This is a genomic window from bacterium (assembly GCA_016703265.1).
Lineage (GTDB): Bacteria > Krumholzibacteriota > Krumholzibacteriia > LZORAL124-64-63 > LZORAL124-64-63 > CAINDZ01.
Window position 1 is genome coordinate 169,814 of the sequence record JADJCK010000004.1, and the last position, 23,829, is coordinate 193,642.

Sequence of the window (23,829 nt, forward strand, 5' to 3'; positions counted from 1 at the left end):
CACATGCTCCCGGACAGGGCGTGTCAATTGTTGCGCACCACGATGCGCGTGCTGTAGTCCACCGGCTCGTGCTTGTCCGTCTCTCCCGACATCGTCAAGGTGACCGCGCGGATGGCCGAGCGGTCGGTCGCGTTCAGCGGGAACGCTGTCAGCAGGTTGCCGTCTTCGTCGAAGTAGTCGAACGTCACGTTGGCCAGGTCCCGCAGGATCACGACGGGGCCACCGCCGATGTCGCGCGAAAGCGTGCCGGCGCCTGCGTCGAACGCGTAGGTGACGTCCTCGTCCGGAGCGTTGTCGGTCACGTCGGCGTCGCCGTTCAGGTCCATCCGGAAACGAACCTGCGTCGCCGAAGCGGTCGAGAAGCGCTCGAAGCCCGCGTCCTCCGGGTCGCAGCCGGCCGAGCGCACCTCGCGCGTGACCAGCGACATCACCGCGCGCAGACCCTGCTGGTACTGGGCCTTCTGCCGCGTGGCCGTATAGCTGCGCCTGGATTCCGTCAGGAAGCCGAAGACCACAGCGATGACCACGCCGAAGATGACCAGCGAGATCATCAGCTCGACCAGCGTCATGCCGGAGCGTCCACGCACGTGGTGTTCCTTTTCGATGTTCATGCCTTCTCCCTCGTCCGCGCGGCTAGCGCATCGAGACCAGGCCCGAGATTGTCATCGTTTCGATGTCGGCCTTGTTCCGCCACGTCGTCGTCACCGTCACGCGGTCGAGTCCGAAGCCGACGTTGTTGACCTGCGCCACCCAGGTCACCGGTCCTACCTGGCCGTTCTCGCCGACGATGTTCCCGAAGCCGAGCGCCTTGATGCGCTCGAGCTGCGATTGCGCCACCGCGATCGCCTGGGTGTGGTGGTCGGCCTCGGTGACTTCCTGTCGCGCGCGATGCTGGATCAGGGCGATGGGCAGCACGCCCACCGTCAGGATCATCAGGACCATCAGGATCTCGACCAGCGAGAAGCCGTCGCGGGCGACCTTCGCCGCCGGCATCCGGCTCAACTGCCAAAGCTTGCGCAACATGGTTCAGTTCACCTCCACCAGGCCGGTGGGCAGTACCGAGATCTGCCTGGTGCCGGCGTGGTTGGTCAGCGTGAAGACGACAGGATCGGCCATCCCCCAGGGGAAGAAGTCCGCCGTCTGCGCCGTGGCGAGGCCCAGTCCCGCGCCGAAGTTGCTGTCGCGGATCACGACGCCCGACACCGGGTTGGTCAGCGTGTAGCCCGTCTCGGTGGTCGAGAAGCGCAGGATCTGGGAGTTCGAGACCGACAGCGACCGTGCGTATTGCAGGTCGGCGACCATGCGATCCGCCTGCGTGGCCAGCTTGTTCGAAGCCAGGTAGCGGAAGAACGGCGGAGCCGACATGGCCGCCAGCACGCCCACGAGCGAAATGACGAGCATCATCTCGACGAGCGTAAATCCTTGTCGCTGTTCGCGTTTCATATATACGCCCTTCCCTCGCGGGATTCCCGCCGATACCGGAACAACCCACCGTGTGCCCACGGCAGAGGCTTCCCCCGAACCTCTATCGGCCGGATCTTGCGAATCCTCAGCAATTTTCTGCAAGGGGTGTGCCCCGATCCGGGGCCACTGGCGGGCAGGCGGATATCTTTAGTCTTCGATCAGGACGGCGCCCTCACGCGAAACCAGGCGATTCAGTTCGATGGTCGACAGGCGCAGGGTGGCCAGGCACGAATCGCCCTCGAATACCTGCTCCAGGAGCGACTGCGTGCGGTGGAACGAACTGAGGGCCGCCAGTTGCGTGAGCGGCAGGCGCACGGTGCGAATCATCTCGCCGCCCAGGCGCCGCTCGAGGATGGCGTCGCGCACGGCGGCGCCCCCGGCCGGGTCGGTGCCCGAGACGAACAGCGCCTCGGGGTACTGCCGGCGGTAGCGGTTGGCGAACAGCTCGGCGTCGACCAGGTCGATCTTGTTGAAGACCATCAGCGTGGGCTTGTCGAGGGTGTCGGCGGGCTTGCCCTTCGCGTCGCGCGGGGCCAGCTCCTTCAGCACCTTCTCCACCGAGGCGATCTGGTGGTCGGGATCCTCCGCGCCGGCGTCGACCACGTGCACGAGCAGGTCGGCCTCGCGCACCTCCTGCAGCGTGGCCTTGAAGCTCTCGACCAGGTTGTGCGGCAGCTTGCGGATGAAGCCCACCGTGTCGGTCAACAGGAACCGCCGCCGCTCGTCCACGTCGACGCGGCGCGTGGTCGCGTCGAGCGTGGCGAACAGCTGGTTCTTCACGTACACGTCGGCCTGCGTGATGGCGTTCATCAGCGTCGACTTGCCGGCGTTGGTGTAGCCGACCAGCGCCGCCTTGAACACGTCCTCGCGCGAGGCGGTCTGGGTGCGCCGCGTCGACTCGATTTCCTTCAGCTCGGTGCGCAGCTGCGCGATGCGCCGCCCCAGCAGCCGGCGGTCCGTCTCCAGCTGCGTCTCGCCCGGGCCGCGCGTGCCGATGCCGCCGGCCTGCCGCTCCAGGTGCGACCACAGCCGGGTCAGGCGCGGCAGCAGGTATTGCAGCTGCGCCAGCTCGACCTGCAGGCGCGACTGCCGCGTGCTGGCGTGCTTGGCGAAGATGTCGAGGATGAGCTCGGTGCGGTCGAGGATGTTGACCTCGAGGTGCTTCTCGAGGTTGCGCCCCTGCGCCGGCGAAAGGTCGTTGTCGAAGATGACCAGCGTGGCCTCGCGCTCGACCACCATCTCCTTCAGCTCGGCCAGCTTGCCCGAGCCCACGAACGTGGCCGACTCCGGCTTGGGCCGCGTCTGCTCGATGCGCCCCACCACATCGGCGCCGGCCGTGTCGGCCAGCTGCGCCAGCTCGGGCAGGTCGGCCTGGCCGCCCTTGCCGCCCAGCCAGGCGTCCGGCAGGTTGACCCCGACGATGACCGCCCGCTCGCGCGGCCGTTCGGTGCTGAATCCGGCCTGTTCGTCTTGACGTGTTCCCATAGCTGTCCGCGATCCTTCTCAGCCCTCGATCTCGAGGTGCCATTGTTCCCAGTCGGCCAGGTGCTTCTGCAGCGCGGCCTCCACTTCGATGATGCGCCGCCCCGCCTGCGCGCGCTGCTCGCTGCCGGTGTCGGGCGCGGCCATCAGCGCGAAACAGGTCTCTTTTTCCGCCTCGAGCGCCAGGATGGCCTCCTCCGCCTGGGCGATCCACTGCCGGCGGCGTTTCTGCTCATTCTTGCTCAGGCCGCCCTTGCCGGTGTCCGCGTCGGCCATCGGCGCCGCGGCCGCAGTCGCCTTCGCGGTCGCCGTGGCGCCCGCACCCGCGCCCGCCGGCGCCAGCGAAGCGGTCTGCGTGCGCCCCGCGCGGTCCTTCACCCATTCGGCCCAGCCGCCGTCGAACAGCGTCACCACGCCGGTGGGCAGCCCGTCCGCATCGAGCGGCGGGAACACGAGCAGCTTGTGCACCACCTTGTCGAGGAAGCGCCGGTCGTGCGAGACCACGATCAGCGTGCCGTCGTAGTCCCGCAGGGCGGCTTCCAGCGATTCGCGGCTGCGCACATCCAGATGGTTCGTGGGCTCGTCGAGCAGCAGCGTGTTGTGCCCTTCCTTGATCAGGCGCAGCAGGGCCAGCCGCCCGCGCTCACCGCCCGAAAGCTGCCCCACCGGCCGGTCGTACAGGTCCTCGCCGTAGCCGAATGCGGCCAGGAAACTGCGCAGCTCGCCCAGCGTCGCGGCGGGATCCACCGAACCGATCTCGGCGATCACCGTGTTGTGGTCCGAGACGCCCGACAGCTCCTGGTCATAATAGCCAAGGTCGACGTTGTGCCCCACCACCACGCGGCCCTCGTCCGGCACCTGCTTGCCCGACAGCAGCTTGAGCAGCGTCGACTTGCCGCACCCGTTGGGCCCGATGATGCCCAGCCGCTCGCCCTTCGACACGTGCAGGTCGAGCCCCCGCACCAGCATGCGCCCGCCGAAGCCCTTGCCCAGCCCGCGCATCTCGAGCACCGTGCCGCCGCTCTGGCGTTGCGACTTCAGCGCGAAGCGGAACAGCCCCGGCTCGGTCGAGGGTCGCTCGAGCCTCTCTTCGCGGTCCAGCAGCTTGCGCCTGCCCTGGGCCTGCTTCGTGTTCTGGCCTTCCAGGTTGCGCCGGATGTAGTCCTCGGTCTGGCGGATCTTCGCCTGCTGCCGCTGCCAGGCCGCTTCGTCCTGCTGCCAGCGCAGCAGGCTCTGCTCGTCGAAGAACGAGTAGTTGCCGCTGTAGCTGTCGATGCGGCCGCGGTTCAGGTGCAGCGTGCGCGTGGTGGCGCGATCCAGGAACCAGCGATCGTGCGAGACGATGATCGCGGCCCCGCGGCACTGCGCCAGGAAGTTCTCGAGCCACTCGCAGGACTCGAGGTCGAGATGGTTGGTGGGCTCGTCCAGCAGCAGCAGGTCGGCGCCGCTCAGCAGCACGGACGCCAGTGCAGCGCGTCGCCGCTCACCGCCGCTGAGCCGCTCGGGCGACAACTGCCAGGTCGAGCGCGGCAGGCCCACGCCGCTGAGCGCCGCCTCGAGCCGCGCCTGCATGGTGTAGCCGCCCCGCCGATCGAACTCCTCCTGCAGCCGGCCCTGCTCGCGGATGTACTGGTGCTGCGCCGCCTCGTCGTGCGGCGCCGCCAGGCGCGCCGAGACATCGGCCAGCTCGCGCTCGAGCTGCCGCTCGCGGGCGAACGCCGCATCGGCCACCGCATCGACCACGCGCCCGGGCCCGCCGTGCGCGCCCACCTCCAGCGTGGTCTCCTGCCTGAGGTACTTCAGCTGCGTGCCGCCGATCAGCGACCGCGAGCCGCCCTGCAGCGCGATCTCGCCGGCCAGGATGTTCAGCAGGGTGGTCTTGCCGGCGCCGTTGGGGCCCACCAGGGCGCATTTCTGGCCGGAGTAGACGGCGAAGGAAGCGCCCCTGAGGATGCGCTCTCTTCCGAAGTCGAAATGGGCGTCTGAGATCGTCAGCATGGGCCGGCCTAAGGTCGTCGGGGTGGTGGTGGTCCAGTTCCGGTGGGGGGCTGGACAGTCCTCGTCGCTTCGCTCCTGCGGATTAGTCCAGTCCCCCACCGGAACTGGACCACCACCTCACGGCCTTGGGTCGGCTACGTGACGACATCGCTGGTAATTTAGGCTTGGGGGTGGGGTTGTCCACCCGGCGCTTCTTTTGGTCAACGTCTGGGGGTGGCGCATCCTTGTTGGATGAAACGGGCGATGTCCTCGATGACCATGGGGGCCACGGGTTTGGGGGTCGTGTAGTCGGCGGGCTTTGATTTGCCTTCGCCCTGGCGCATCAGGTGGTCGAGGTCGCCGTACACCTTATAACAGGTGCGCGGGCCGGGGGCAGGGCGGCCTGCCAGCGCCGGAGGTCTTCCATGGTGACCTGGTAGTCGCGGGCTCCCTGGAGCACGAGCACGGGGATGTCGAGGGCGGCCGCCTCGGCCGGGGCGTCGTGCGCCTCGAGGTCGGCCAGGTAGCCGGCGGGCAGGCCCATGAAGGTGCCCGTACCGGCCGGCGCCTCACGGTAACGCTTCACGGACTCCGCCATGCGCTCGTTTTCGATCACCTCGTCCATCGTCAGGACGTCGTCGACGGCGGCAATGTACCGCACCTGCTCGAGCACCACCTCGGGCAGCGGCCGCGTGGCCCCGGCCAGGATGATCATGCCGTCGGCCTTGGCCTGCCCGGCAATGCGCGGCGCCACCATGCCGCCCAGCGAATGCCCCAGCACGTAGACGCGCGCGGGGTCGATCTCCGGCCGCGTGCGCAGCAGCGCCACCGCGGCCACGGCGTCGTCGATGGACTCGTGCTGCACCGTCATCGCCGCGCCGTGGGCCATCAGCGAGCCCGGGTTCGCGAAGCTGCGCTTGTCGTAACGCAGCGTGGCGACGCCTTTCGTCGCCAAGCCGTGCGCAATGTCGCGGTAGGGGCGATTGCCTGAGACGTTGCCGTCGCGATCACTGGGTCCGCTGCCGTGCACAAGGACCACGACGGGGAACGGGCCGTCACCGTCGGGGAGGGTCAGCGTGCCGGGCAGCGCGCTGTCGGCGGGGCCGACGCTCACTTCAACCTGGCGCGGCTGGGGGCCTTCGTCCTTGGCCGGCGCTTCCACCTTGCCCGGCGCCGCCTGGTGCGGCTTCAGCCACAACCCGGCCACGTGCCCACTGCCGTCGACAACGACCTGGAAGTCGAGGATGCCCTTCTCGCCGCGCAGCGCGACGCGATGGTGGGTGAAACCGCTCTCGGCGGTCTCCAGCCAGGCAGCGTCGGTGCCGGTGACGGCGCCGACCTGCGCGGTCACCGCAGCCATGATCTGGCTGATGGTCGCGTCGGTCATGGCGGCGGCGAGCTTGGCGTCGCCGAGGGCGCGCGCCGCGGCGCCATCGCGGGCGACGACGGCGTTGGCGAAGGATTGGGCGGTGGTGGCGGCGGCAGTTTGCGTGGCGGCGGCGGGTGCCGAGTTCACTTGCGCCGGCGCAAGTCCGGCGAACCCCATCACGGCTAGCCACGCCCCTGCGCACAACAATGCCCGGGCGCCATTGCAACGGGGCTGAATCAACGGTCTGGCCATGTTCCCGCCTCCTTCGTCTCCAATATCCGCGCAACAGCAGCTAGCACTTCATGAAGCGCAGCCCTGCTCTCAGCTCTTCAATATACTCCGCCCCCACCCGCCCGGTAAGCCAAACCTCGTTCGCCGCAACGAAGAACGCGACACCCGCGCGGCACATCGCCCCTGACGGCACGCGCAGGACGACCGGAGTCCCGCACCGGACACCCACGCGCCGGGCGGTGACGCAGGACGTAGCTGAGGAAGCGGCTGATGTGGACTTGGCGCCTATCCATGAACTCCCTGCGCCCCCACCCTACCGCGTATAACCCGCCAGCAACTCCTGCAACCCGGCCCGCAACCTCTCGTTCGTCTCGATCGCCACAGCCTCGGTCAGCACCGCCACGGCGCGTTCGCGTTCGCCGGATTGCCACAGGCTGCGGGCCTGCACTTCCATGATGATGGTGCGATACATCTGCAGGTCGGGCTCGAGGATGGCCAGCGCGCGCTCCGCGCAGCGCAACGCGCGCCGCGGGTCAGCGCCCGCCACCGGCGCATCGGGGTTGATCATGATCCACGCGATCTCGTTCAGCTCCAGGCCCGAAGCCATCGCATCGGCAGCCAGCAGATGGTCGACGTAGGCGTCGGCCACGGCCACCTCGCCGGCGGCATACAGCGTCCGGCAAGCGGCCACCTTGGCCTGGTCGCGCGCCGTCGGGCCCAGCGCGTCGAACACGCCGTCGAGGGTGTCGAGCACGGCCGCACCATCGGCGTTCCGGCCGGCCCTGATGTGCGGCAGTGCGTTCGCCACCTCGGCGTCGAGCCGCAGCGAGGCCGCCTTGCGGGCGCTGGCCCGGGCCTTGGCCTGCTCACGTTCCGCCTCGTACGCCACGCGCGCCGCGGCCAGGTCGTGGCTCCCGTCGAGCACCGCCTGCACCGCCTGCTCGAACGCGGCTTGCGCCGGGTTGCCGATGTGCGCGATGCGCCCCTCGCCATCGACAAGGACCGCCGACGGAATCGTGTTCAGGCCCGCCGCCCGCAGCCAGCTGGCGGCAGCCTTCTGCGACTCGCCGTCGAAGGCGATGCGATAGCCGATCACCGAGTCCCGCGCGGCGACGAACGCCGCGACCCGTTCCCGTGTCGTGACGCTGTCCGCTGCGTCGGCATTGCCATCGAACACGTCGACCCCGATCACCGTGACGCGATCCGCCCATCGCGACTGCATCTCGGTCAGGTGCGGCATGCCGTAGACGCACGGCATGCACCAGGTGGCCCAGAACTCGACGATGTAGGCACGCCCGCGCAGGAACTGCGGAACCGGTTCGCCCTTGAGCCAGGCCTCGACTTCGAGGGCCGGGGCGTTGTCGCCGATGCCGAGCGTGGCGGACGCCGCCTCGGCCGCGTGCGCCGACGGCACCAGCACGGCGATCAGGATCGCCAGCAATGCAGTCGCAATGGGTGTAGTCGGGAAGTTGCGTAAAGACATGGATCACCTCGGGATCGCTGCTCGTTATCGCCAGGGCCTCCTGTACCGGGGCCCAGGCTATAAGCACCTCACCCATCGGCACGGCAGGCAACGATCCCGTGGCCTCGTCACGTCGTCAAGCAGGAATGGACGTCCGCAGGAGCAACCCAACCCGGCAATGCCTCGCTGGCCCGGCCCGGGGTCCGGAGACACCTCGTACGGCCGGCGGCCTGTCAACACCCCAGACTGAACATGCAACTGTCACACCTGCGGGCGTGCTCCGACAGAGAACACCAAGAGCCCGGGCGTCGTCACACCCCGGACATGGCCGCCCGCGCCAGGCCTGCTTCAGGAAAGTCGTCAAGGACAACCTGGAATCGCCTTGTCCGCGGCTAACTCGTTTCGCAAATGGGAGCCCAACCATGGCAAACAGTTCAAGATCTCTGATGATCGCCCTGCTCATCGTAGGCGCCGGCCTTAGTAGTGGGTGCAGCAAGCATGACGAACAGGCGAAGTCCGCTGATCCCGTCGACAGCGGCCACTGGTCTGTTTCCTCAAAGGAGTATGATTGCACAACTGACGAACTTACGTCCGAGGACACCTTTACTGATCTCGTCTGTCCGTCGGATTGGATCCCTGCCGTGGGCGAGGAGTGCGCCCTCGTAAGGTCCGGAAATTCCTATGTCATCGATTGCGAGTTTCAATTGGGGGATGAAACCTGCCACATGAACTTTGCCGTCGCGGGCACCCTGGTCGTCGTCAACCGCAAACAGTATGTCGTCGACGGTGAGATGACCATCACCACGAGCGGAGCGGCCTGTGCGGACTCGGGGCTTGAGGAAAGCGTTGAATGCACACGGATCCACGAAGTCGGGAACTGGGTAGACGGCAATACCGACCAGTGCGGCGATTCGGGCATGCAGATGAAGTCGGCAGCGAATGCCGATGATTCCCTGCGGAACGAGGCGTGCCGTCAGATCCACACCCGCATCATGAAAAGCCTGGCCGCGCACGTGGACTGGGAGTAGCCGATCCCTCTGGACTAACGGGCCGGCCGCGCCAACCCTGGGCGCGGCCGGCTTTTTGCATATAGACTCTCCCCTTTCACCTGCCGCAAAGCCTCGACGGACGCCCGCTATTCAGTGATTACGAGAGGCCGCGCGGAAATTGCCGATTCCGGCGGAAACTTTCGCTTATACGCTCAGGGTTGCGGAATCCGACGCAAGCAACCGGCACTCGCCGCGGGCACATGCCGCAAAGGAGTACGTGTCATGAAAGCGTTTCTCGTCGTCGTCTCCACCGTTGCGTTGACAACCATCGGAGCCGGAAGCGTGACAACGGCGACGGCACAATGCGAGGGGCTTTCGCCCGTCCAGTTCCAGCACACGGTCAAGTACGGGATCGGTTACGACAACCTGGGCGTGATTTCCGGCCCGATCAACGCCGCCCTGTGGGCACTGGATCGTTGCGAGGATGCCGGCGTTGAGGTGGGCTTCCTTGGTGTGTCGATACCCATCGGCGTCAACAGTAGCAATTACACGTTCGACTTCGGCGCAACCATCGTGGGCGCCGTCGGTCAAGTCCAGGAAGTGCTTGAGAACGGCCTTTGCGGGTGCACTACCACTCCCCGAAATCTCGGTGAACTGCGATTACTTCCCGGTGATCGTGCACGGTCGTGGCGGTCCGTCCGCGTACGCGTTCCAGATGGGCGATCCCGGCGGTCCAGTCGTCTGGCAGGCAAAGGGCACTCTGGAATACTGCGATGTGGTCACGTTCTTATCGAACGAGATCACGACAGTTGAACTGCCTTACAGCCTGGGCGTGAGTCTGGTGGCTGCAGAGTCCTTCGGCAACCCGGAGGTTACACGGGGCTTCGCCAAAGCCACGATCACGGGCTCCGTGGACGGCCATCTGGTTCTGGCCGGCGCCGACTCCGTCGAGTCGGAAAGCGTGACGCCCACCGAGACCTACCTCAGCTCCTCCGGGACGGTACCCGTTGCCGTTGGCATCGGCCAGACCCAGGTCACGATCCGCATGTCCGCCGACGTCTACATCGAAGCCGCTGCCCGCTCGGCCGGACTCTGGGGACTCCTCTCCGGGTCGGCGACGGCTGCCGCGCTGTGGCCCGATTCGTTCATCCTGGGGAACTTTCAGGGTCCCGGCGGCACGCCGCTGCAGGAATCGCTGCGGATCGAAAGCGCCGTGTCCGGGATGGTCTACAAGGATGGCGGTGTCGCCGCCCACGTCGAAGGAGACGCCGCGAGCCCCGCGTTTCGGGTGCAGGCCTTCCCCAACCCCGGCGGCGGCGCCTTTTCCCTGCACGTTGATGTCCCCGGCTCCGACCCGGCCCATGTGAAGATCTACGACCTGCGTGGCCATCTGGTGCGGGAGATCGCGCGAGGGCTGCTGGGCAACGATGCCGTGCTGACCTGGGACGGCAAGGACGATGCCGGGGTGCCCGTGGCCAGCGGCGTCTACCATGCGATCGTGTCCACGGCGGCGGCGCAGCGGGCGGCAAAGATCGTGGTTCAGAGGTAGCTGCTTTCGTCAGGCCGGCGTCCGGACAAGCGGGCTTCCCGCCGGCGCCGGAATCGAGGCCTTCCACAAAGACGCTGCCCGCCCGGATCCTGCGATCGGGGCGGGCAGCTTGCTATCACTCGCGGCACGGTCCGTAGAGACCGCGCCATTCGATTGCCTACAGGATCGCGGTCGTAATCGTGATCTTGAACGCATTCACCCGCGCCCGCGACGTTCCGGCGAAATCGTTGTTGGGGAACCGGCGTGCGCCGAGTTCGATCATCCACACGTCGTTGATCGTCCAGGTCGGCCGCAGGCTGGTGATGTTCCAGCCGTACGCGCCACCCATCCGCCAGCGAAACAGGTCATCCGAGGTCGTCTGGGTCCACGTCGCGTCCCGCGCCACGCGGTGGTAGAGGCCGTCGGTCCCGATGTAGTCCGCGGACAGCCTCATCGCATTGGCCGAGGTGCCGGCGTCGTAGCGAGCATTGACATCCACATAGACCCCGGTGATGACTTCACGCGGCAAGAGGGCCGGCACATTGAACCACTCGGCGCGCAGAAGGTACGTCGAACCCATTACATCGTTGTAGGCGAACAGGTTGGCATTCTGGTTGTCGTTGGCCACCGGAGCGCCCAGAGCGCCATTCGCATTGGCCCAGTGACCATCGGGGCGATACATCTGCGTAGCGTACATCGTCAACACGCGCCCGGCCTTGTCCGCTGCCACGGGTTCATCCATCGGGCCGGTTGCCATCTCCGGCTCCACGCTGTCATCGAGTCGGGTCGGCTTGACAATAGTCTGTGACTCGGGCACCGATTCGTTGCCCCCCGCCTGCGGGGCAAGCGGTGAGATCTCGGAGCATCCGGCCAGGATCCCGAAGGTCAGCATAGCCGCCAGGGAAATGACCAGGTGCGCCCGGTGCTCGTTGACCCAACGCGATACGTTCCAATTGCTGAACATGATCGTCTCCTCGTTCGGTATGGACACCAGTTATTGCGGCGTCCTCTTGTTCTAATAGGCCGCATGCACCAATAGCAAACCGGCCAACCCATGACTGCGGGCAGATTGAGACCCATCTCTCGGGCGGTGACCGCGCGGTAGCCTCAACTTGCCTGCGTGATGGGTGTCGTGCGCCGTTCCATGGTGTGACGAAAATCTACGCAGGAATGCATGTGGGTTCGAACCGGACTGGATTGGACGGTGCGTCACATGCGTGACCACCCGCCGACAGTACCCAGGCTAGTCATCGGAGTGAGGGCAGGGCGTGTCATCCGCGGCGACGAAAATGCCTGCCGCTGATACCCAACATCAAAAGGGGCGGGGACATTGAAAAGAACCAGAATCTACGGCCTGGCTGCGATGATCGCGTGTGCCGTGCTCGGTGTAGGACCAGCAGATGCACAGACAACCGATGTCCCCGATTCGCCAACGCAATTTCAACGCGACGTTCCGGGCGACTATGCAGTCGGCACCGGGCTTAGGCTCGTCTCTGCGGACGGATGCCCGGTACTGCGTCTTGCCGACCCACCAGCCGACCTGAGCCGTATTGCTGCGGACAACGCTTCTCAGCGCGTCGTCGGACATGACATCGTGGTTCACGATCTCGACGGTGACGGCATCGCCGAAATCATTGTCTCCGCCCCCGGATTCCGACGCCGGCGGCCTTTCCGAAGCCGGTACGGTGACGATCTGGAAGGGCCCTCTGGAGGAGGGCCGCACCGCGGGATTCTCCACCGCGGGTGTCGTTCTGTCCGGCCCCGCTGCGCGCGCACACTTGGGGACGGCCATCGTTGCGGACTGGAACGGAGACGGCAAATCCGATCTCGTTCTCGGCGCCTATGGGGTCAGCAAATGCTATGTTCTTCTCGGCCCCATACAGCTCAACGGGTCACACCGCATCAATGACGTCGACGACGTCACGCTCCTGGCCGCATCCGGCAGCCGTGCGGGTGCATCTTTGGCATCCGGGGATGTCGACGCCGACGGGATCGACGATCTCCTGATCGTGGCGCCGTCGCTCGACATCACGGGCGGAGCAACGTCAACGCCTGCTACATCGCCCTGGGGCGTCGCACGCCGAACGCGGAGATCCTTCTCGACCAGGGCATTCGTATCGTCGGGATAGACTCCGGCGACGGCTACGCGTCGGGACTGAACGGTCGCTGCGCGGCATCCGGCGACCTCAATGGCGACAGCATTGCCGATGTGGTGATCAGCGCACCGTTCGCAGACGGTCCAGGGAACAGCAGATCCGGCGCCGGCGAGGTGGCCGTTGTTTGGGGCCGGGCTCTTTGGCCGGCCCAGGTTGATCTGCGAACCGACGCTGCCGTGATCATCTACGGCGACCACGCGGGTGACCGCCTGATGGCGCGCTGTACCGTTCGCGCGCGCGGTGCCGACTATGACGACCTGTTGCTGTTCGCTCCGTTGGCGGACGCCCCGGGTGGCGACCGGAACGGATCCGGCCTCGGTTACGTGGTTCGCGGCTCGTCGAACTGGATGCCCGTGCACGATGTCGGCCAGATCGCACGACAGACGATCGTCGGAGCTTCGCCGAACGGTGCTCTGAGCCATGGCGCGTTCCTTGATCTCAATGAAGATGGTGATTTTGAGATTCTTTGCGGTTCGTACCTGGACCCCGGTGTGGACAACCAACGTCCTGACGGCGGAGTGCTGCATATCGTGCCCACGGCACGTGTTGGGACCATGGTCGACCTGGCCACGGACCCGTGTTGGCAGGTTTTGAGCGCAGGCGCACAGGACTGGCTCACGGGTTACGGAGCGATGCAACTGGGCGATGTCGATGATGACGGTCGCGCAGAGTTGCTGATTGCCGCGTCCAGGGCCGAGGGAATCACCGGGGTCGGCGCCGTATACGCCTTCGAGCCCGCGGCGTTGCTCGCGACCGATCCATCCACGATCGACCTTGCGCCCGTCGATTTGGATCTCGCCGGCGAATTCACAACCGAGTCGCGTCTCACGGTTTCATATGCAGTGCGCCAGACCGGCATTGGGACTGCAACCGGCACGGTGTGGCACGATCGCGTCGTCTTCTCGCGCAACAGCCGGCTCGGCGACGCCGACGATCTGATCCTCGAAGATGTCGAGGTCGCGCAGCCACTGCAACCCGGCATGGAGTATCGCAGCGTCGTGGACGTTCCACTCTCGGCGCTCATGGCCGGCAATGGCCACATCGGCCTCCTGATCAATGCCGATGCGTCTGTGCCGGAATGTCTTGGGCGCGACAACAACTCCATCCTGCAATCCGTTGTCATCACTGCGCCCACACGGGAACCCGACCCCGACCGCAGTACGGTACCAGCAGAGTGCCTGATCGGACCGGACGAATCCGCGACACTCTTCGTGATCTTGAGGGATGAGAACGGTGAGCCGATTCCGCATCTCGCCGGCACTTTCCTGGACTTCGAGGGAGTCGAAGGTCTGCGCTTTTGCGTACCGCCGGCATCCTGGCCGATCCTGAAGGGCAGCAAGAGCGACAGCCAGGGCCGCGTTCGATTTCTACCCGGGGCGGCGGCTGCGTCAGCGGGGCCGCGGCGGTGCGCTGGGGACGTCTTGAACTAGGCACGGTGCAGCTGAGATCCATGGATCAGGACGGGGATCTCCGCCTCGGTTTCGAGGATCTCATCACGGAGCGTTGTCCGAGCACCTGGAGCCCCGGCGGCCCGACTGCTGAGGAATGGGATCTCGTCGTGCCCCGAGTCGGTCAGGGCTGTGGACTTCGTCCGTCCAGGCTTGTGGATCTCAAGCTCCGCATCTCGAAGCCCCACATCAGGATCATTCAGGGCGACACGATCACCGTCGTCGCCAAACTGGTGAATCGCGACATCGCACCCGTTGCGGTCGACAGCGTCGTCTTCGAGGGCAAGCTCTTCGGTCTGGGTGGCGGCTGGAACACCCTGCATACCACGAGCTCGCTCGTCTTGCCGGCACGTCAAGCCTCGGAGGTTGGCATGCCTTTCACTTATCCGCTCGGAGATAGGCACTGGTGCTTCCGCGTGCATGTCTACTTCGATGATGCCGCGGCACAAGCCGCTTCGGGAGCAAGTCCAGCAGCAGACGATACTGCTCCATTGGGGACTGTTCTGGCCACGAACAAGACGGGAATCGCGGTTTCGTACGCTGTTGAAAGCGACGTCGTTGGACGTCACGCAGTGCTGCGAGGAACCGGCGGTGAAGAGTTGTATAGTCTTCCGTTTGACGGTCTGGGCGGCGGGGACTTCGAGCATGTGCGCATACTCGGCTATGAAGCCGATGAACTCGTCGAAATGAGTGCTTTTGATCGCGCACAGTTCATGGAACGACTTCGAGAGCCTGACGCACAGGAGGCCGCGTATTTGTGGCAGAACGGCCCGCTCACCGCAGGCAGCTCAGCCGTCGAAGACACGCTTCTGAACCAGGCGGCAATCACGTACGCGCAGACGCTGTATCTGCTTGCACCCGTGACGGGTGAATCGACGAAAGAGAGCATTCCATGCCGGCGCAATGGTTGTGGTCCGGACCCATTGCGTGGAACTATTGAAGGTTGGATCAACGCTGGCGGGCGTTGGTTCGGCGGACAGTTGAACTTCTGCTGCAATGACCATGATTGCTGCTATCACGGTACATCGGATGTAGGCGGTACAGCTACAGGATGTGGGGAGCTGGATCGCGCCATTTGCGATGTACTGTTCCTGGACTGCATGGCGCTTGTTTGTGACGTTAGCGAGTACGGCACCGAGAATATCGCGCGCTGCAAAGAGCGAGCCATGGCAATGTTCGTAATAGTTCGTGAGTTCATGGGTCGATCCTCTGGTAACTATTTCAACTGGGAGGGCTGTGACAGACCGCCGGCCCACATGCGAAAGAGCCGCCAGATCAACACACAGTCCGTGGCCCGCGGGTCGAAGAGCCAGAGTTGGTGGATTCCCTACGAAGCGGCGCCGGCAGAGACCTTGCGCGTCCACTCCAAAGCCATCTTGCCTGCAGGGTGGACCTATTCGTTGGCCGGTGGCGAAGGTCAGGAAGTCACGGGCTCCGGCTCGCTACGTGTGGATGTGCAGGCAGCTGATGGCGACACCACGGGCACCGGTCGCGTCATTCTGGTCGCGCTTTCGACAACCGGCGAGTACGTCGCCGAGGCCGAGATCGCCATCGTGGACCCGGACGCTCCGGCGGTTCCCCCATCCGAGTGTTCGGGCGTACGCATCGAATCGATATTTCCCCAACCTTGTCTTCGTTCAGCCGAGATCAAGCTCTCTGTCGGGCAGGCCGGCAACGTGGAGACGAAGATCGTCGACTTGCGGGGTCGGGTAGTCAGGGTTCTGCTGCAGGGCTGGCGCGCGGCCGGTACCGAGTCCCTGGTGTGGGATGGGGCTGATGATGCCGGGCGGCGCGTTGCCAGCGGGCTGTATTTTGCGGTCGCGGCTGGCTCCTGTGGGACACGCGACGTGCAGAGAATCACCATGTTGAGGTGAGCCGCGCGGATTCGGCCATTCTCGCGCCGGCACGTGCGTTCACGGAGTGCCCGCGGGAGCGCGAATGCGGTGGCGCTGATACACCCGCACGTGGTACTTGTAGCGGCTTCTCGATCCCGCGCCGGCTGGCGCGGGAGGCCTTCACGGATCGCGCTCGTCTGCCAAGGACAGAACACGTCACTGGACGGAATACGCATGGACATGTGCCCCACAACTGTATTGTCCGAGACCGTTTACGGCAGTGTTGCCTTCAACCTTGCCCGCCCCGGGTCCGACCTCGACATCCGGGGAGTCGTGGTCGGGCCCCGGAGTTGGTACTACGGCTACGCAGCGGCTCCCGAGCAGATCGAACGGACTGCGGACGATGTCCAGTTCGAGGTGCGTAAGTTCTTTCGCCTGGCCGTGGCAGCGAATCCCACGATGCTCGAGATCCTGTGGACGGATGCGCGGCACCATCGGCAGGTTTCGAGCGCTGGACGGCGACTGCTGGAGGCTCGCGCCCTGTTTCTCTCGCGGCGTGTCGGCGACACGTTTGCCGGGTATGCCCGGTCCCAGTTGTCGAGGATCCGAACCCATCGGCAATGGCTGCTTGATCCTCCCTCGGCCGCGCCGACACGGCGGGAGTTCGGCCTGCCTGACCAGCCGGCGTTGACAAGTGAACAGCGTGGGGCCGCCGAGGCGCTCTTCGAGAGCGGCGAAGTCGGATTGACGTTCTCCACCAATTTTCTCGCGGTGCTGGACCAGGAACGTCGCTACAGGGCCGCCAAGCAGCATTTCGAACAGTACCAGCATTGGCTGCGCAACCGCAACGCGGCGCGCGCGGAGCTCGAGCAACGCTTCGGCTACGACACCAAGCACGCGATGCATCTGATTCGGCTGCAACGGATGGCTCGCGAAGCGTTGGAGCATGGCGAGTTGCGTGTCCATCGCGAAGATCGCGACGAGCTCCTGGCTATCCGCGATGGTGCCTGGTCCTTCGATGAACTGATGCGTCGGTGCGACGATCTCGCGTCGGCCATCCATCGTGCGATGTCGGACTCGGTCTTGAGGGAATCGCCTGACGAAACGCTCCTCGGCGAACTGTGCGCCGACCTGATCCAGGAGGTCCTCGATGCACGATCCTGATCTGCATCTCGGCCGAAGGTTCGTCGAGACCCGACAACCTGAAGGACGAGTACTTCTATGCGCCGTCACCGGCTCACACCACTACGGGTTCGCCTCGGCCGACAGCGACCTGGACTTGAAGGGTATTCACCTGGTGCCGACGAAGAGCTGGCTGGGGCTCGAGACGCCGGCGGAGACCCACGATCGGATGGAATGGTACGATGACGTCGAATGCGACCTGACGCTCCACGAGGCCAGAAAGGCATTGGGGCTGCTGGTCAACGGCAACGGCAACATGCTGGAGAGAATACTCTCCCCGTATCAATTGTTTCCAACACCGGAACTGAATGACCTGAAGCGCCTGGCCAAGCAAGCGCTGTCGCGGCGCTTTGCACGGCACTATCTGGGCTACTTCAGCGGACAGATTGCCGAGCACCAGAAGTTGCCGGAACCGCGACTCAAGACCATGCTCTACACGTTCCGGGTGGCTCTGACGGGGGCCCACCTGCTGCGTACCGCTCATCTGCTCGTGGACCTGAACATGTCGGCGCGGGAGTACGGCCAAACCGTGATTCTAGAAGCGATTGCACTCAAGCAGGAACACGGGGAAAAGGCCACGCTGCCTCCGACGCTGGACCAGGAACTGCGGCGGCGCTGGCCCGACCTGGAGGCACTCATCCAGGAGTCGCTGGCGAGCAGTCCGCTGCCGGAGGAAGCGCCCAACCGGGAGGACCTTTCCGAGTGGCTCCGGCAGGCACGAATCAAGGACCTTCAGGACCCGGCGCGCAATTGAGGTGGTCTCCGACATGAAGATGTACATCCTGATCCGCGACGATGTCCCGACGGGTTTCGCATTGTTGGCGGCCGCACACGCCTCACTCGCCGCCTACCTGAAGTTCGCCGATTCTCCCGAGATCGCCGCCTGGTTGGCGGGGCCGTTCTACAAGGCGATATGCTGTGTGAATGGGGCCGAGTTCGAGCAGGCAAAGACCTGTGCGGATCACGTCATCCTGACGGAATCGGCACTCGACGGCCGCGAGGTGGCCATTGCCTTCAAGCCAAGGAATGAATGGCCCAAGTCGTTCAAGTTCTATCGTCTGTACCGCTGATTGTCCAAGGGGAGAGGGCATGATCCTATGGCGACCTGTCGGTCTGGTGGAGATGCAGTTGATCTTCGAGGCCGACATGTGGGCCTACCCTCCCCGCCTGCCTGCACAACCGATCTTCCCCCCTGGACCCGTCGTCGATCGGCACCACGACGAATTCCGACGAGGTCGGATCTTCGGGACCTCAAAGTTAGCGCTCCGCGATTCGCTGGCTCGCCGGATCTCGAGACGGGCGAAGTGGTTGCTGCGCCGCTGGCGACCGACAAGGCGTCCCGCGTACGCACGATGTACGCGACGAACGTCCCGGTCTTCGGCGCCCATTGGGCCAATCCGAATGGCACAAAGGGGGCTCCCGTCGCCGGTGACAACCAGAACCCCGCCCTCTTCACCTACAACGACCTAATGGCCTCCACGGAGCATCTGGATGCCTATTGGTTCAACTACCCCACGCTGCAGGCGGGCGAGACCATCGTCGGCGTGTACGTTGATGTCAATGCCCGCTATGACGCGGGTACGTCGTCGGACGTCATGCGGATGAAGGTTGACTGCGTCGGCAACGATGGCGTGTACCGCAGCGTGGCACGCGATGCCTCCCTGGTCGCAGACTCCTTCCGATGACCTGTTCCGGTGGCACATGGGTGGCACCGATGGCTGGGGACATCACCAGCAAGCGCTTGAGCTGAACGATGGAAGATGTCAGTGCCCTGTTCGTCGACGTCCGTCGGTTCCCGAACTACGACCCGGTGGGCCCCTCGCGCGCGCGCGTCAACGCGCTTCGCATCACGGTCGTCACGTCCTACTAGCCAGCCCAGCCGTTGCTTCCTCCTCCTCCGGCCTCGTGCCGGAGGGAGGCCCTGTTCCGGCGAATTTCGCGCATGCCGGCGCTGTTCGCACTTCCTCGTGTCTGCCCCATCCCCGCTGGTGGGATCGTAAGCTATGCCGGCGAAACTCCCGTTCCAATGCCGTGTGGCGCAATTGCCAGGCGACGAGATCGTGACGTTTGCGCATACCAAAACCAGTCGGCCACCGACGCGTGTCACACCTCGCGAACCAGACCGACTTCATTGAGTGACGTGGCATTGTGCCCGCTACCGTGATGCCGCAGCGCGCTTCAACTCACATGAACATACTGGAGGACGATATGGCAACGCTCGACAACCGGGCTCACAGGGGATCCCGGCGGCCAGTGAGAGCACTGGACTCAAGGGGCATGACGAGATTCTGCACATGTGCCGCCACGATCCTGCTTGGAATCATCGCGTGTGTCAGCGCTTCTCATGCGTCCGACGTCCTGGTCGTCAGGTCGTCTGTGTCATCGTTGGGTCCCACACAGGGCCCCATAACCTGCGTGCGGCCGACGACATCGCAGCCTGGACCGGACGACTTCGCGGCCGCGCGTGCCGGCGTCGCAGCCCGGGAAGTCACAGGAAGCGTTCCTAGTGCCTGGATAGACTCGCTTTCGTATGATCCCCAGGCAAGGTGGATCAATGAGACCGGTCGCGCCGGATCGACCGGAGCCCGTCTCTATTCGGTGCCGTTTGAGGTGCCCTTCGAGTTCGAACACGCCTCGCTGGCGCTCAACTTCGCGGTTGACAACTTCCTCGGGCGCCCAGGGGCCGGGGTTCCCGGCGTGTACTTGAATGGAACCGCGATTCTCGGCAGCATGGGAGGCGACCACAACATCGAGTCCTTCCTTACCTGGCCCGAAGTGGGCGGCCTCCTGCATTCTGGACAGAACCACCTGTATCTTCTTGCGGTTGATACCGGATACGCTTCAGGCCTCCCTCTTCAGCGCGAACTTCGAGTTTGAGAACGAAACCACAATGCCCGTGGTCGCAAGCCTGACAGGTTCGACCGTGACCCGATTCGGGCAGGACGCCGAATTCGAGTTGCAGATAATCAACCGCAGTCAGGAAGTTGTTCCCCTGTCGTTCGTTACAGTCGAGATTCCTGATCTGCACGCGACCGTCACGCATGACCTCGTCGAGTCCGAAGTCTCGTGGCCCGTCCAAGCGGTGCCGGGCGATCCGTTCGTTGGCCGCGACGGTCGCGCACAATATCTCATGGCGTTCGTCACTGGCGTGACCCCAGGTGCGCATACGGTCGCGCGGTTCGTGCTGCACCGCGACCTTGCCGCCGGCGAGTCCGGATCCACTCTACCACTGCGGGCCGCGGCACTTCCTCTTGAAACGTCGCCGGCGAACCCGCCCACCGGCTTCCACAAGAGGCTTCCCCCGACGGGGTCCAGGTGTTTTGACAACTTCATGTCGCGGCAGTTCCAGATCACCCTGTCAGACCTCGCGCCGCTGCCGTGCCTGACAAGCCTGGGTTTCAATTTGGCCGTCGGAGTGGGCGCCGAACTGGCCCAGCGCGGCTTCGCGCAATTTTCGCCGCGCCAGCTCATCATCGAGTCGAATATCCTCGCCGATGCCGCGCTATGCGCCGCGATCACGAGAGCCGAGATCGTGGCTGCCACGAATCCGGTCACGATCACCGCTTTTGCTGCCGCAAACATCGTCGGGATGTTCTGCGTCGCTCGCGATATTGACAACATGTGCGAGTTCCATCTCTATGATGGTACCCCACTGGAAATATGCGACTTCGACTTCCTGGAGTGGGTGACAAGCATGGACCCCAACGACAAGGCCGGCTTCGGCAGCTCGCTCGGTGCCGGCTATGTCCGCGATATCCAGGAGCGCGTTGCGTTTCGCGTACGCTTCGAGAACGATGCTGGCGCGTCTGCCCCGGCACAGGTGGTTCGCATCGTTGACGCCATCGATGCCTCGTCCTTCGACATTGACTCGATTCAACTGATTTCAGCCCAGTTCGGGAGGCATGAGCTGGATCTGCGCGGAACGCCTGTCAACACAGCGCACTATGTCGACCTTCGCCCCGAGCAGCAGATCATCGTTGAAGTGCGGGTTGAGCTGTCTGAAGACGGCGCCATTTCCTGGCGCTTCACCAGCCTCGACCCGGTGAGCATGTCGATAGTGTCGGATCCTCTCCTGGGATTCCTTCCGCCGAACGCCGTGGCGCCCAATGGCGAAGGTGCGGTGCACTTCTCGATCGCACCCCATCCGTTCCTGGCTAACGGTCAGTTGATTACCAACCGGGCAGTGATCTATTTCGACGAGCACTTCGGCCAGAACCAGCCGATCGAAACCAATTTGTGGTCCGCCACTGTCGATGGCGATCTGCCAATTGCCCAGATCGATGTCGCATCTGTGGGCCTTGATAAGGTCCGCATTCTCGCCAGCGCCAGTGACCCGACTTCTGGGATCAGACGCATCGGTGTCGACATCGACGATGGATCGCCAGGAGATCCGGTGCGATTCTGGGCAGACAATGGAGATACTCTGGTGTTCAGCACTCTCGACGTCGACCGCCTTTCGTTCAGTGCCTTTGCAGAAGACGGAGCTGGAAACATCGGTGATCACTCGTCGGAGTTGCTTGTGGATGGCGCTCGACCAAGGGGACACCTGGATCTCCGGTGGTACCCGGCGGGAGCCCGTGCCGGGATCGTGATCGAAGCTGCCGGCTCGCTCGATGGCTTCGCGTCAGTGTACATCCATGATGTTCGCGGACGACATGTGGCAACGCTGTCGGGCCCAGAGGTGTTGGCGAACGGGATTTCCTGGCACTGGAGCGGCCGCGACGACGCGGGTCGTTTGGCCGCATCGGGCGTGTACCTGGCGAGGGTCGAAACCGCGGATTATGGAAAGGCCCTGACGAAACTGGTGCTGCTGCGGTGATCTCGGCAGCCGTGCTTTCAACACGGAGTTGCTGCTTGCTGACCGCAAACGCGATCGGATAGTAGGATTCCCGAGACGAGGTCTGGGTGATTCTGTCAGGTCACCCATGACCTCGTGTCGGGGGTCTGGCTTGCGATCATCCATGGGCCGCGGGCGTTCAATGTCTTGAATCCGAGGACGCATCCCGTCTTGCGACGCCCCGAGCCACCATATCAACCATCGGTTTACCAGGTTCAGGTGCGGCGCATCCCGCGCGAGTACCCGCGGTGAAGTAGTCCGGCGCATTCGGGGCGATCGACGAGCATGTCTGGACGCGGCAAGACACTCGGCGCAAGCAACGGGCGAGCATGGCCGAGACCTCGGTCAACGAAACTTGAGTGCGTGTGGCTGTGGTGTGTATCAACATGGTTGGTGCGTCCTGCCGCAGCACGAGCGCTAGAATCAACGCTGCGGGTGAAGCTCGAATCTTCCGCCGGAGTCCGCTTTCATCGCCCTCGACCCATGCTTTTCAGTCCGACACCGCCACCGCGCAACATGATGCAGATTCTGACGCAGTGGGAGTGCATCATCTTCGCTGCCTCCCTCGCACCCAGAAGTCGGTTGGGCTCAAGGACCGGCATCAAGCGGCAGTGGGGTCCCGATCAATCAGACGTTTCTGACGGGTCCCGCGATGGCGTGTGACATGGGTTCCTGATCCCAATCTGCCTTGGATGGCGAGGCCGTTACAGGCTCCGCGGCCGGTTGCATGATGGTCACGACCATACGTGGACCTGTGTGGGGAACGGACTGTTCGTGTGACGGCGATTCGTCGGAAATGATCGCACTGCACCGACGGCAACGACGGGGCCATCACGTCCGAATCTGGTCCCGGTCCGCGCCGCCAAAGATCGCCCTGTCGATTTCAGCGATCGCTGCTCGGGTCCGTTCATCACCTTGGCCGCGCACTACCGCATAGCGGATATTCCTGGCAATGAGCTCATTCTCGCACATCTCATAGAAGTGCCGGCGCTTGTCCGCACTCCTGAAATACCGTGTGCCGTCATCTATCCAGGGCAGATCAACATCCGACAGCAAATACAGATCGGCGTAGTCCCGGAACACGCCGAACCAGTCATGCCTGCCGCCGACCAGCAGATCGCTCCAAACGCCCGTCATGACAGGATCGGTATCTTCGATCAGAATCCTGTTCGCTTGGTGCTTAGCTGCTGCGACCGCCGCAACATGGCCCTGAACGATCCTGCGCAGATCTTCCGCGTTCACATCCGTTCCAAACATTTCGGTGTAGGTCCGGCCGTACTCCGGGGCGACGATGGTGCGGTAGTGCTCCGCCAGCGCCCGGCAGAGCGTCGACTTGCCGGTGGATTCGGGCCCGAACACCGTCACCCGCTTCACGTAATATGGGCGCACTACAGGGGGCAGAAATTCCCAGTTCTCGAACGGCCGCTCACGCACCATCGCGCCGGATATGGGCACCGCCAGCCGCCCCATGTCGACCGGGACGAACTCCGCGCCGACCTCCGCCGCCAGCCAGCGTCCGTACTCCTCCGACGCGAACACCACATCGAAGGGGGCCGGACCGGAGGCCGTTGCCCCACCGCACTGGAGAACGACATCCCGCCAAAGGCGGCGGAATGCGAAATCGTCGGGCACCTGAGGCTCCTGCGGAAGCACTTCGTTGATCCACTGCACATCGCAGCCGGGGAACATCTCCTTCATCCACGCAAACCGAAGCGCGCCGGGGATCGGCTCACTTGGAAGCGAACAGACCAGAATGGTCAGGCGGTCCACATAATGGCGCGCGAAATCGCACATGAAGACATGACCATTATGCGGGGGCATGAACTTGCCCAGCACGAAGCCACGACGAGGTTTTCTCAGGAAGGCCAT

The 23,829-nt window shown here is 64.5% G+C and carries 20 protein-coding genes; 11 read left to right on the top strand and 9 right to left on the bottom strand.

Annotated elements, in window-relative coordinates; all coding sequences use genetic code 11:
* Positions 1-23: 23 nt before the first annotated feature.
* From IPG61_08050 to IPG61_08080, 7 genes are all read right to left on the bottom strand, one after another.
* The gene (locus IPG61_08050; protein MBK6734031.1) at positions 24-611 is read right to left on the bottom strand and encodes a prepilin-type N-terminal cleavage/methylation domain-containing protein; all 588 of its coding nucleotides are present in this window, start codon (positions 609-611) and stop codon (positions 24-26) included.
* A 22-nt stretch (positions 612-633) separates the two neighbouring features.
* On the bottom strand, positions 634-1,023 hold the full coding sequence (locus tag IPG61_08055; protein MBK6734032.1) for a prepilin-type N-terminal cleavage/methylation domain-containing protein: 390 nt from the start codon (positions 1,021-1,023) through the stop codon (positions 634-636).
* A gap of 3 nt (positions 1,024-1,026) precedes the next feature.
* Positions 1,027-1,443 (bottom strand): GspH/FimT family pseudopilin, encoded by a 417-nt coding sequence (locus tag IPG61_08060; protein MBK6734033.1) that lies wholly within the window; start codon positions 1,441-1,443, stop codon positions 1,027-1,029.
* Between the two features lie 168 nt (positions 1,444-1,611).
* A complete protein-coding gene (gene hflX / locus IPG61_08065) occupies positions 1,612-2,949 on the bottom strand; it encodes a GTPase HflX (GenBank protein ID MBK6734034.1) in 1,338 nt (445 codons plus the stop codon).
* 18 nt (positions 2,950-2,967) lie between these two features.
* Complete coding sequence (locus IPG61_08070) at positions 2,968-4,944, bottom strand: ABC-F family ATP-binding cassette domain-containing protein (GenBank protein ID MBK6734035.1); 1,977 nt, start codon at positions 4,942-4,944, stop codon at positions 2,968-2,970.
* Positions 4,945-5,266: 322 nt separating this feature from the next.
* Positions 5,267-6,472 carry an alpha/beta fold hydrolase gene (locus IPG61_08075; GenBank protein MBK6734036.1) on the bottom strand — a complete coding sequence of 402 codons (1,206 nt, stop codon included), beginning with the start codon at positions 6,470-6,472 and terminating at the stop codon, positions 5,267-5,269.
* A 364-nt stretch (positions 6,473-6,836) separates the two neighbouring features.
* Positions 6,837-8,006 carry a TlpA family protein disulfide reductase gene (locus IPG61_08080; GenBank protein ID MBK6734037.1) on the bottom strand — a complete coding sequence of 390 codons (1,170 nt, stop codon included), beginning with the start codon at positions 8,004-8,006 and terminating at the stop codon, positions 6,837-6,839.
* A gap of 425 nt (positions 8,007-8,431) precedes the next feature.
* On the opposite strand from IPG61_08080, the gene IPG61_08085 reads away from it, so the two are divergent.
* Together IPG61_08085 and IPG61_08090 are read left to right on the top strand one after the other, a co-directional pair.
* Positions 8,432-9,013: a hypothetical protein gene (locus tag IPG61_08085; GenBank protein MBK6734038.1), complete on the top strand. Its 582-nt coding sequence runs from the start codon at positions 8,432-8,434 to the stop codon at positions 9,011-9,013.
* 565 nt (positions 9,014-9,578) lie between these two features.
* Positions 9,579-10,523: a T9SS type A sorting domain-containing protein gene (locus IPG61_08090; GenBank protein MBK6734039.1), complete on the top strand. Its 945-nt coding sequence runs from the start codon at positions 9,579-9,581 to the stop codon at positions 10,521-10,523.
* Positions 10,524-10,680: 157 nt separating this feature from the next.
* Here the strand turns inward: IPG61_08090 and IPG61_08095 are convergent, their stop codons facing one another.
* On the bottom strand, positions 10,681-11,466 hold the full coding sequence (locus IPG61_08095; GenBank protein ID MBK6734040.1) for a hypothetical protein: 786 nt from the start codon (positions 11,464-11,466) through the stop codon (positions 10,681-10,683).
* 622 nt (positions 11,467-12,088) lie between these two features.
* Here IPG61_08095 and IPG61_08100 point away from each other — a divergent pair.
* The 9 genes from IPG61_08100 (at position 12,089) to IPG61_08140 (ending at position 21,942) form a co-directional block, all read left to right on the top strand.
* The gene (locus IPG61_08100) at positions 12,089-12,631 is read left to right on the top strand and encodes a VCBS repeat-containing protein (protein MBK6734041.1); all 543 of its coding nucleotides are present in this window, start codon (positions 12,089-12,091) and stop codon (positions 12,629-12,631) included.
* Positions 12,632-12,711: 80 nt separating this feature from the next.
* A complete protein-coding gene (locus IPG61_08105) occupies positions 12,712-14,088 on the top strand; it encodes a hypothetical protein (protein MBK6734042.1) in 1,377 nt (458 codons plus the stop codon).
* A gap of 20 nt (positions 14,089-14,108) precedes the next feature.
* A complete protein-coding gene (locus tag IPG61_08110) occupies positions 14,109-15,980 on the top strand; it encodes a hypothetical protein (GenBank protein ID MBK6734043.1) in 1,872 nt (623 codons plus the stop codon).
* A gap of 195 nt (positions 15,981-16,175) precedes the next feature.
* Positions 16,176-17,105 (top strand): nucleotidyltransferase domain-containing protein, encoded by a 930-nt coding sequence (locus IPG61_08115; GenBank protein ID MBK6734044.1) that lies wholly within the window; start codon positions 16,176-16,178, stop codon positions 17,103-17,105.
* Positions 17,092-17,877 (top strand): nucleotidyltransferase domain-containing protein, encoded by a 786-nt coding sequence (locus IPG61_08120; GenBank protein MBK6734045.1) that lies wholly within the window; start codon positions 17,092-17,094, stop codon positions 17,875-17,877. The genes IPG61_08115 and IPG61_08120 overlap by 14 nt, the downstream gene beginning before the upstream one ends.
* A gap of 13 nt (positions 17,878-17,890) precedes the next feature.
* Complete coding sequence (locus tag IPG61_08125) at positions 17,891-18,193, top strand: hypothetical protein (GenBank protein ID MBK6734046.1); 303 nt, start codon at positions 17,891-17,893, stop codon at positions 18,191-18,193.
* 234 nt (positions 18,194-18,427) lie between these two features.
* A complete protein-coding gene (locus IPG61_08130; protein MBK6734047.1) occupies positions 18,428-18,808 on the top strand; it encodes a hypothetical protein in 381 nt (126 codons plus the stop codon).
* A gap of 925 nt (positions 18,809-19,733) precedes the next feature.
* Positions 19,734-20,000, top strand: coding sequence for a hypothetical protein (locus tag IPG61_08135; GenBank protein ID MBK6734048.1), 267 nt, complete (start codon positions 19,734-19,736; stop codon positions 19,998-20,000).
* Between the two features lie 13 nt (positions 20,001-20,013).
* Entirely contained in the window at positions 20,014-21,942 is a 1,929-nt protein-coding gene (locus IPG61_08140; GenBank protein ID MBK6734049.1) for a hypothetical protein, read from the top strand.
* A gap of 849 nt (positions 21,943-22,791) precedes the next feature.
* Here the strand turns inward: IPG61_08140 and IPG61_08145 are convergent.
* A complete protein-coding gene (locus IPG61_08145) occupies positions 22,792-23,829 on the bottom strand; it encodes an AAA family ATPase (protein MBK6734050.1) in 1,038 nt (345 codons plus the stop codon).

What these genes read in the sequence shown, in the direction of transcription:
- IPG61_08050 (MBK6734031.1), bottom strand. Translation starts at nt 611, where the DNA reads ATGAACATCGAAAAGGAACACCACGTGCGTGGACGCTCCGGCATGACG.
- IPG61_08060 (MBK6734033.1), bottom strand. Translation starts at nt 1,443, where the DNA reads ATGAAACGCGAACAGCGACAAGGATTTACGCTCGTCGAGATGATGCTC.
- IPG61_08080 (MBK6734037.1), bottom strand. Translation starts at nt 8,006, where the DNA reads ATGTCTTTACGCAACTTCCCGACTACACCCATTGCGACTGCATTGCTG.
- IPG61_08100 (MBK6734041.1), top strand. Translation starts at nt 12,089, where the DNA reads ATGACATCGTGGTTCACGATCTCGACGGTGACGGCATCGCCGAAATCA.
- IPG61_08145 (MBK6734050.1), bottom strand. Translation starts at nt 23,829, where the DNA reads ATGGCCTTCCTGAGAAAACCTCGTCGTGGCTTCGTGCTGGGCAAGTTC.
- IPG61_08095 (MBK6734040.1), bottom strand. Translation starts at nt 11,466, where the DNA reads ATGTTCAGCAATTGGAACGTATCGCGTTGGGTCAACGAGCACCGGGCG.
- IPG61_08115 (MBK6734044.1), top strand. Translation starts at nt 16,176, where the DNA reads ATGGACATGTGCCCCACAACTGTATTGTCCGAGACCGTTTACGGCAGT.
- IPG61_08125 (MBK6734046.1), top strand. Translation starts at nt 17,891, where the DNA reads ATGAAGATGTACATCCTGATCCGCGACGATGTCCCGACGGGTTTCGCA.
- IPG61_08120 (MBK6734045.1), top strand. Translation starts at nt 17,092, where the DNA reads ATGCACGATCCTGATCTGCATCTCGGCCGAAGGTTCGTCGAGACCCGA.
- IPG61_08055 (MBK6734032.1), bottom strand. Translation starts at nt 1,023, where the DNA reads ATGTTGCGCAAGCTTTGGCAGTTGAGCCGGATGCCGGCGGCGAAGGTC.
- IPG61_08110 (MBK6734043.1), top strand. Translation starts at nt 14,109, where the DNA reads ATGGATCAGGACGGGGATCTCCGCCTCGGTTTCGAGGATCTCATCACG.
- hflX (MBK6734034.1), bottom strand. Translation starts at nt 2,949, where the DNA reads ATGGGAACACGTCAAGACGAACAGGCCGGATTCAGCACCGAACGGCCG.
- IPG61_08070 (MBK6734035.1), bottom strand. Translation starts at nt 4,944, where the DNA reads ATGCTGACGATCTCAGACGCCCATTTCGACTTCGGAAGAGAGCGCATC.
- IPG61_08140 (MBK6734049.1), top strand. Translation starts at nt 20,014, where the DNA reads ATGCCCGTGGTCGCAAGCCTGACAGGTTCGACCGTGACCCGATTCGGG.
- IPG61_08085 (MBK6734038.1), top strand. Translation starts at nt 8,432, where the DNA reads ATGATCGCCCTGCTCATCGTAGGCGCCGGCCTTAGTAGTGGGTGCAGC.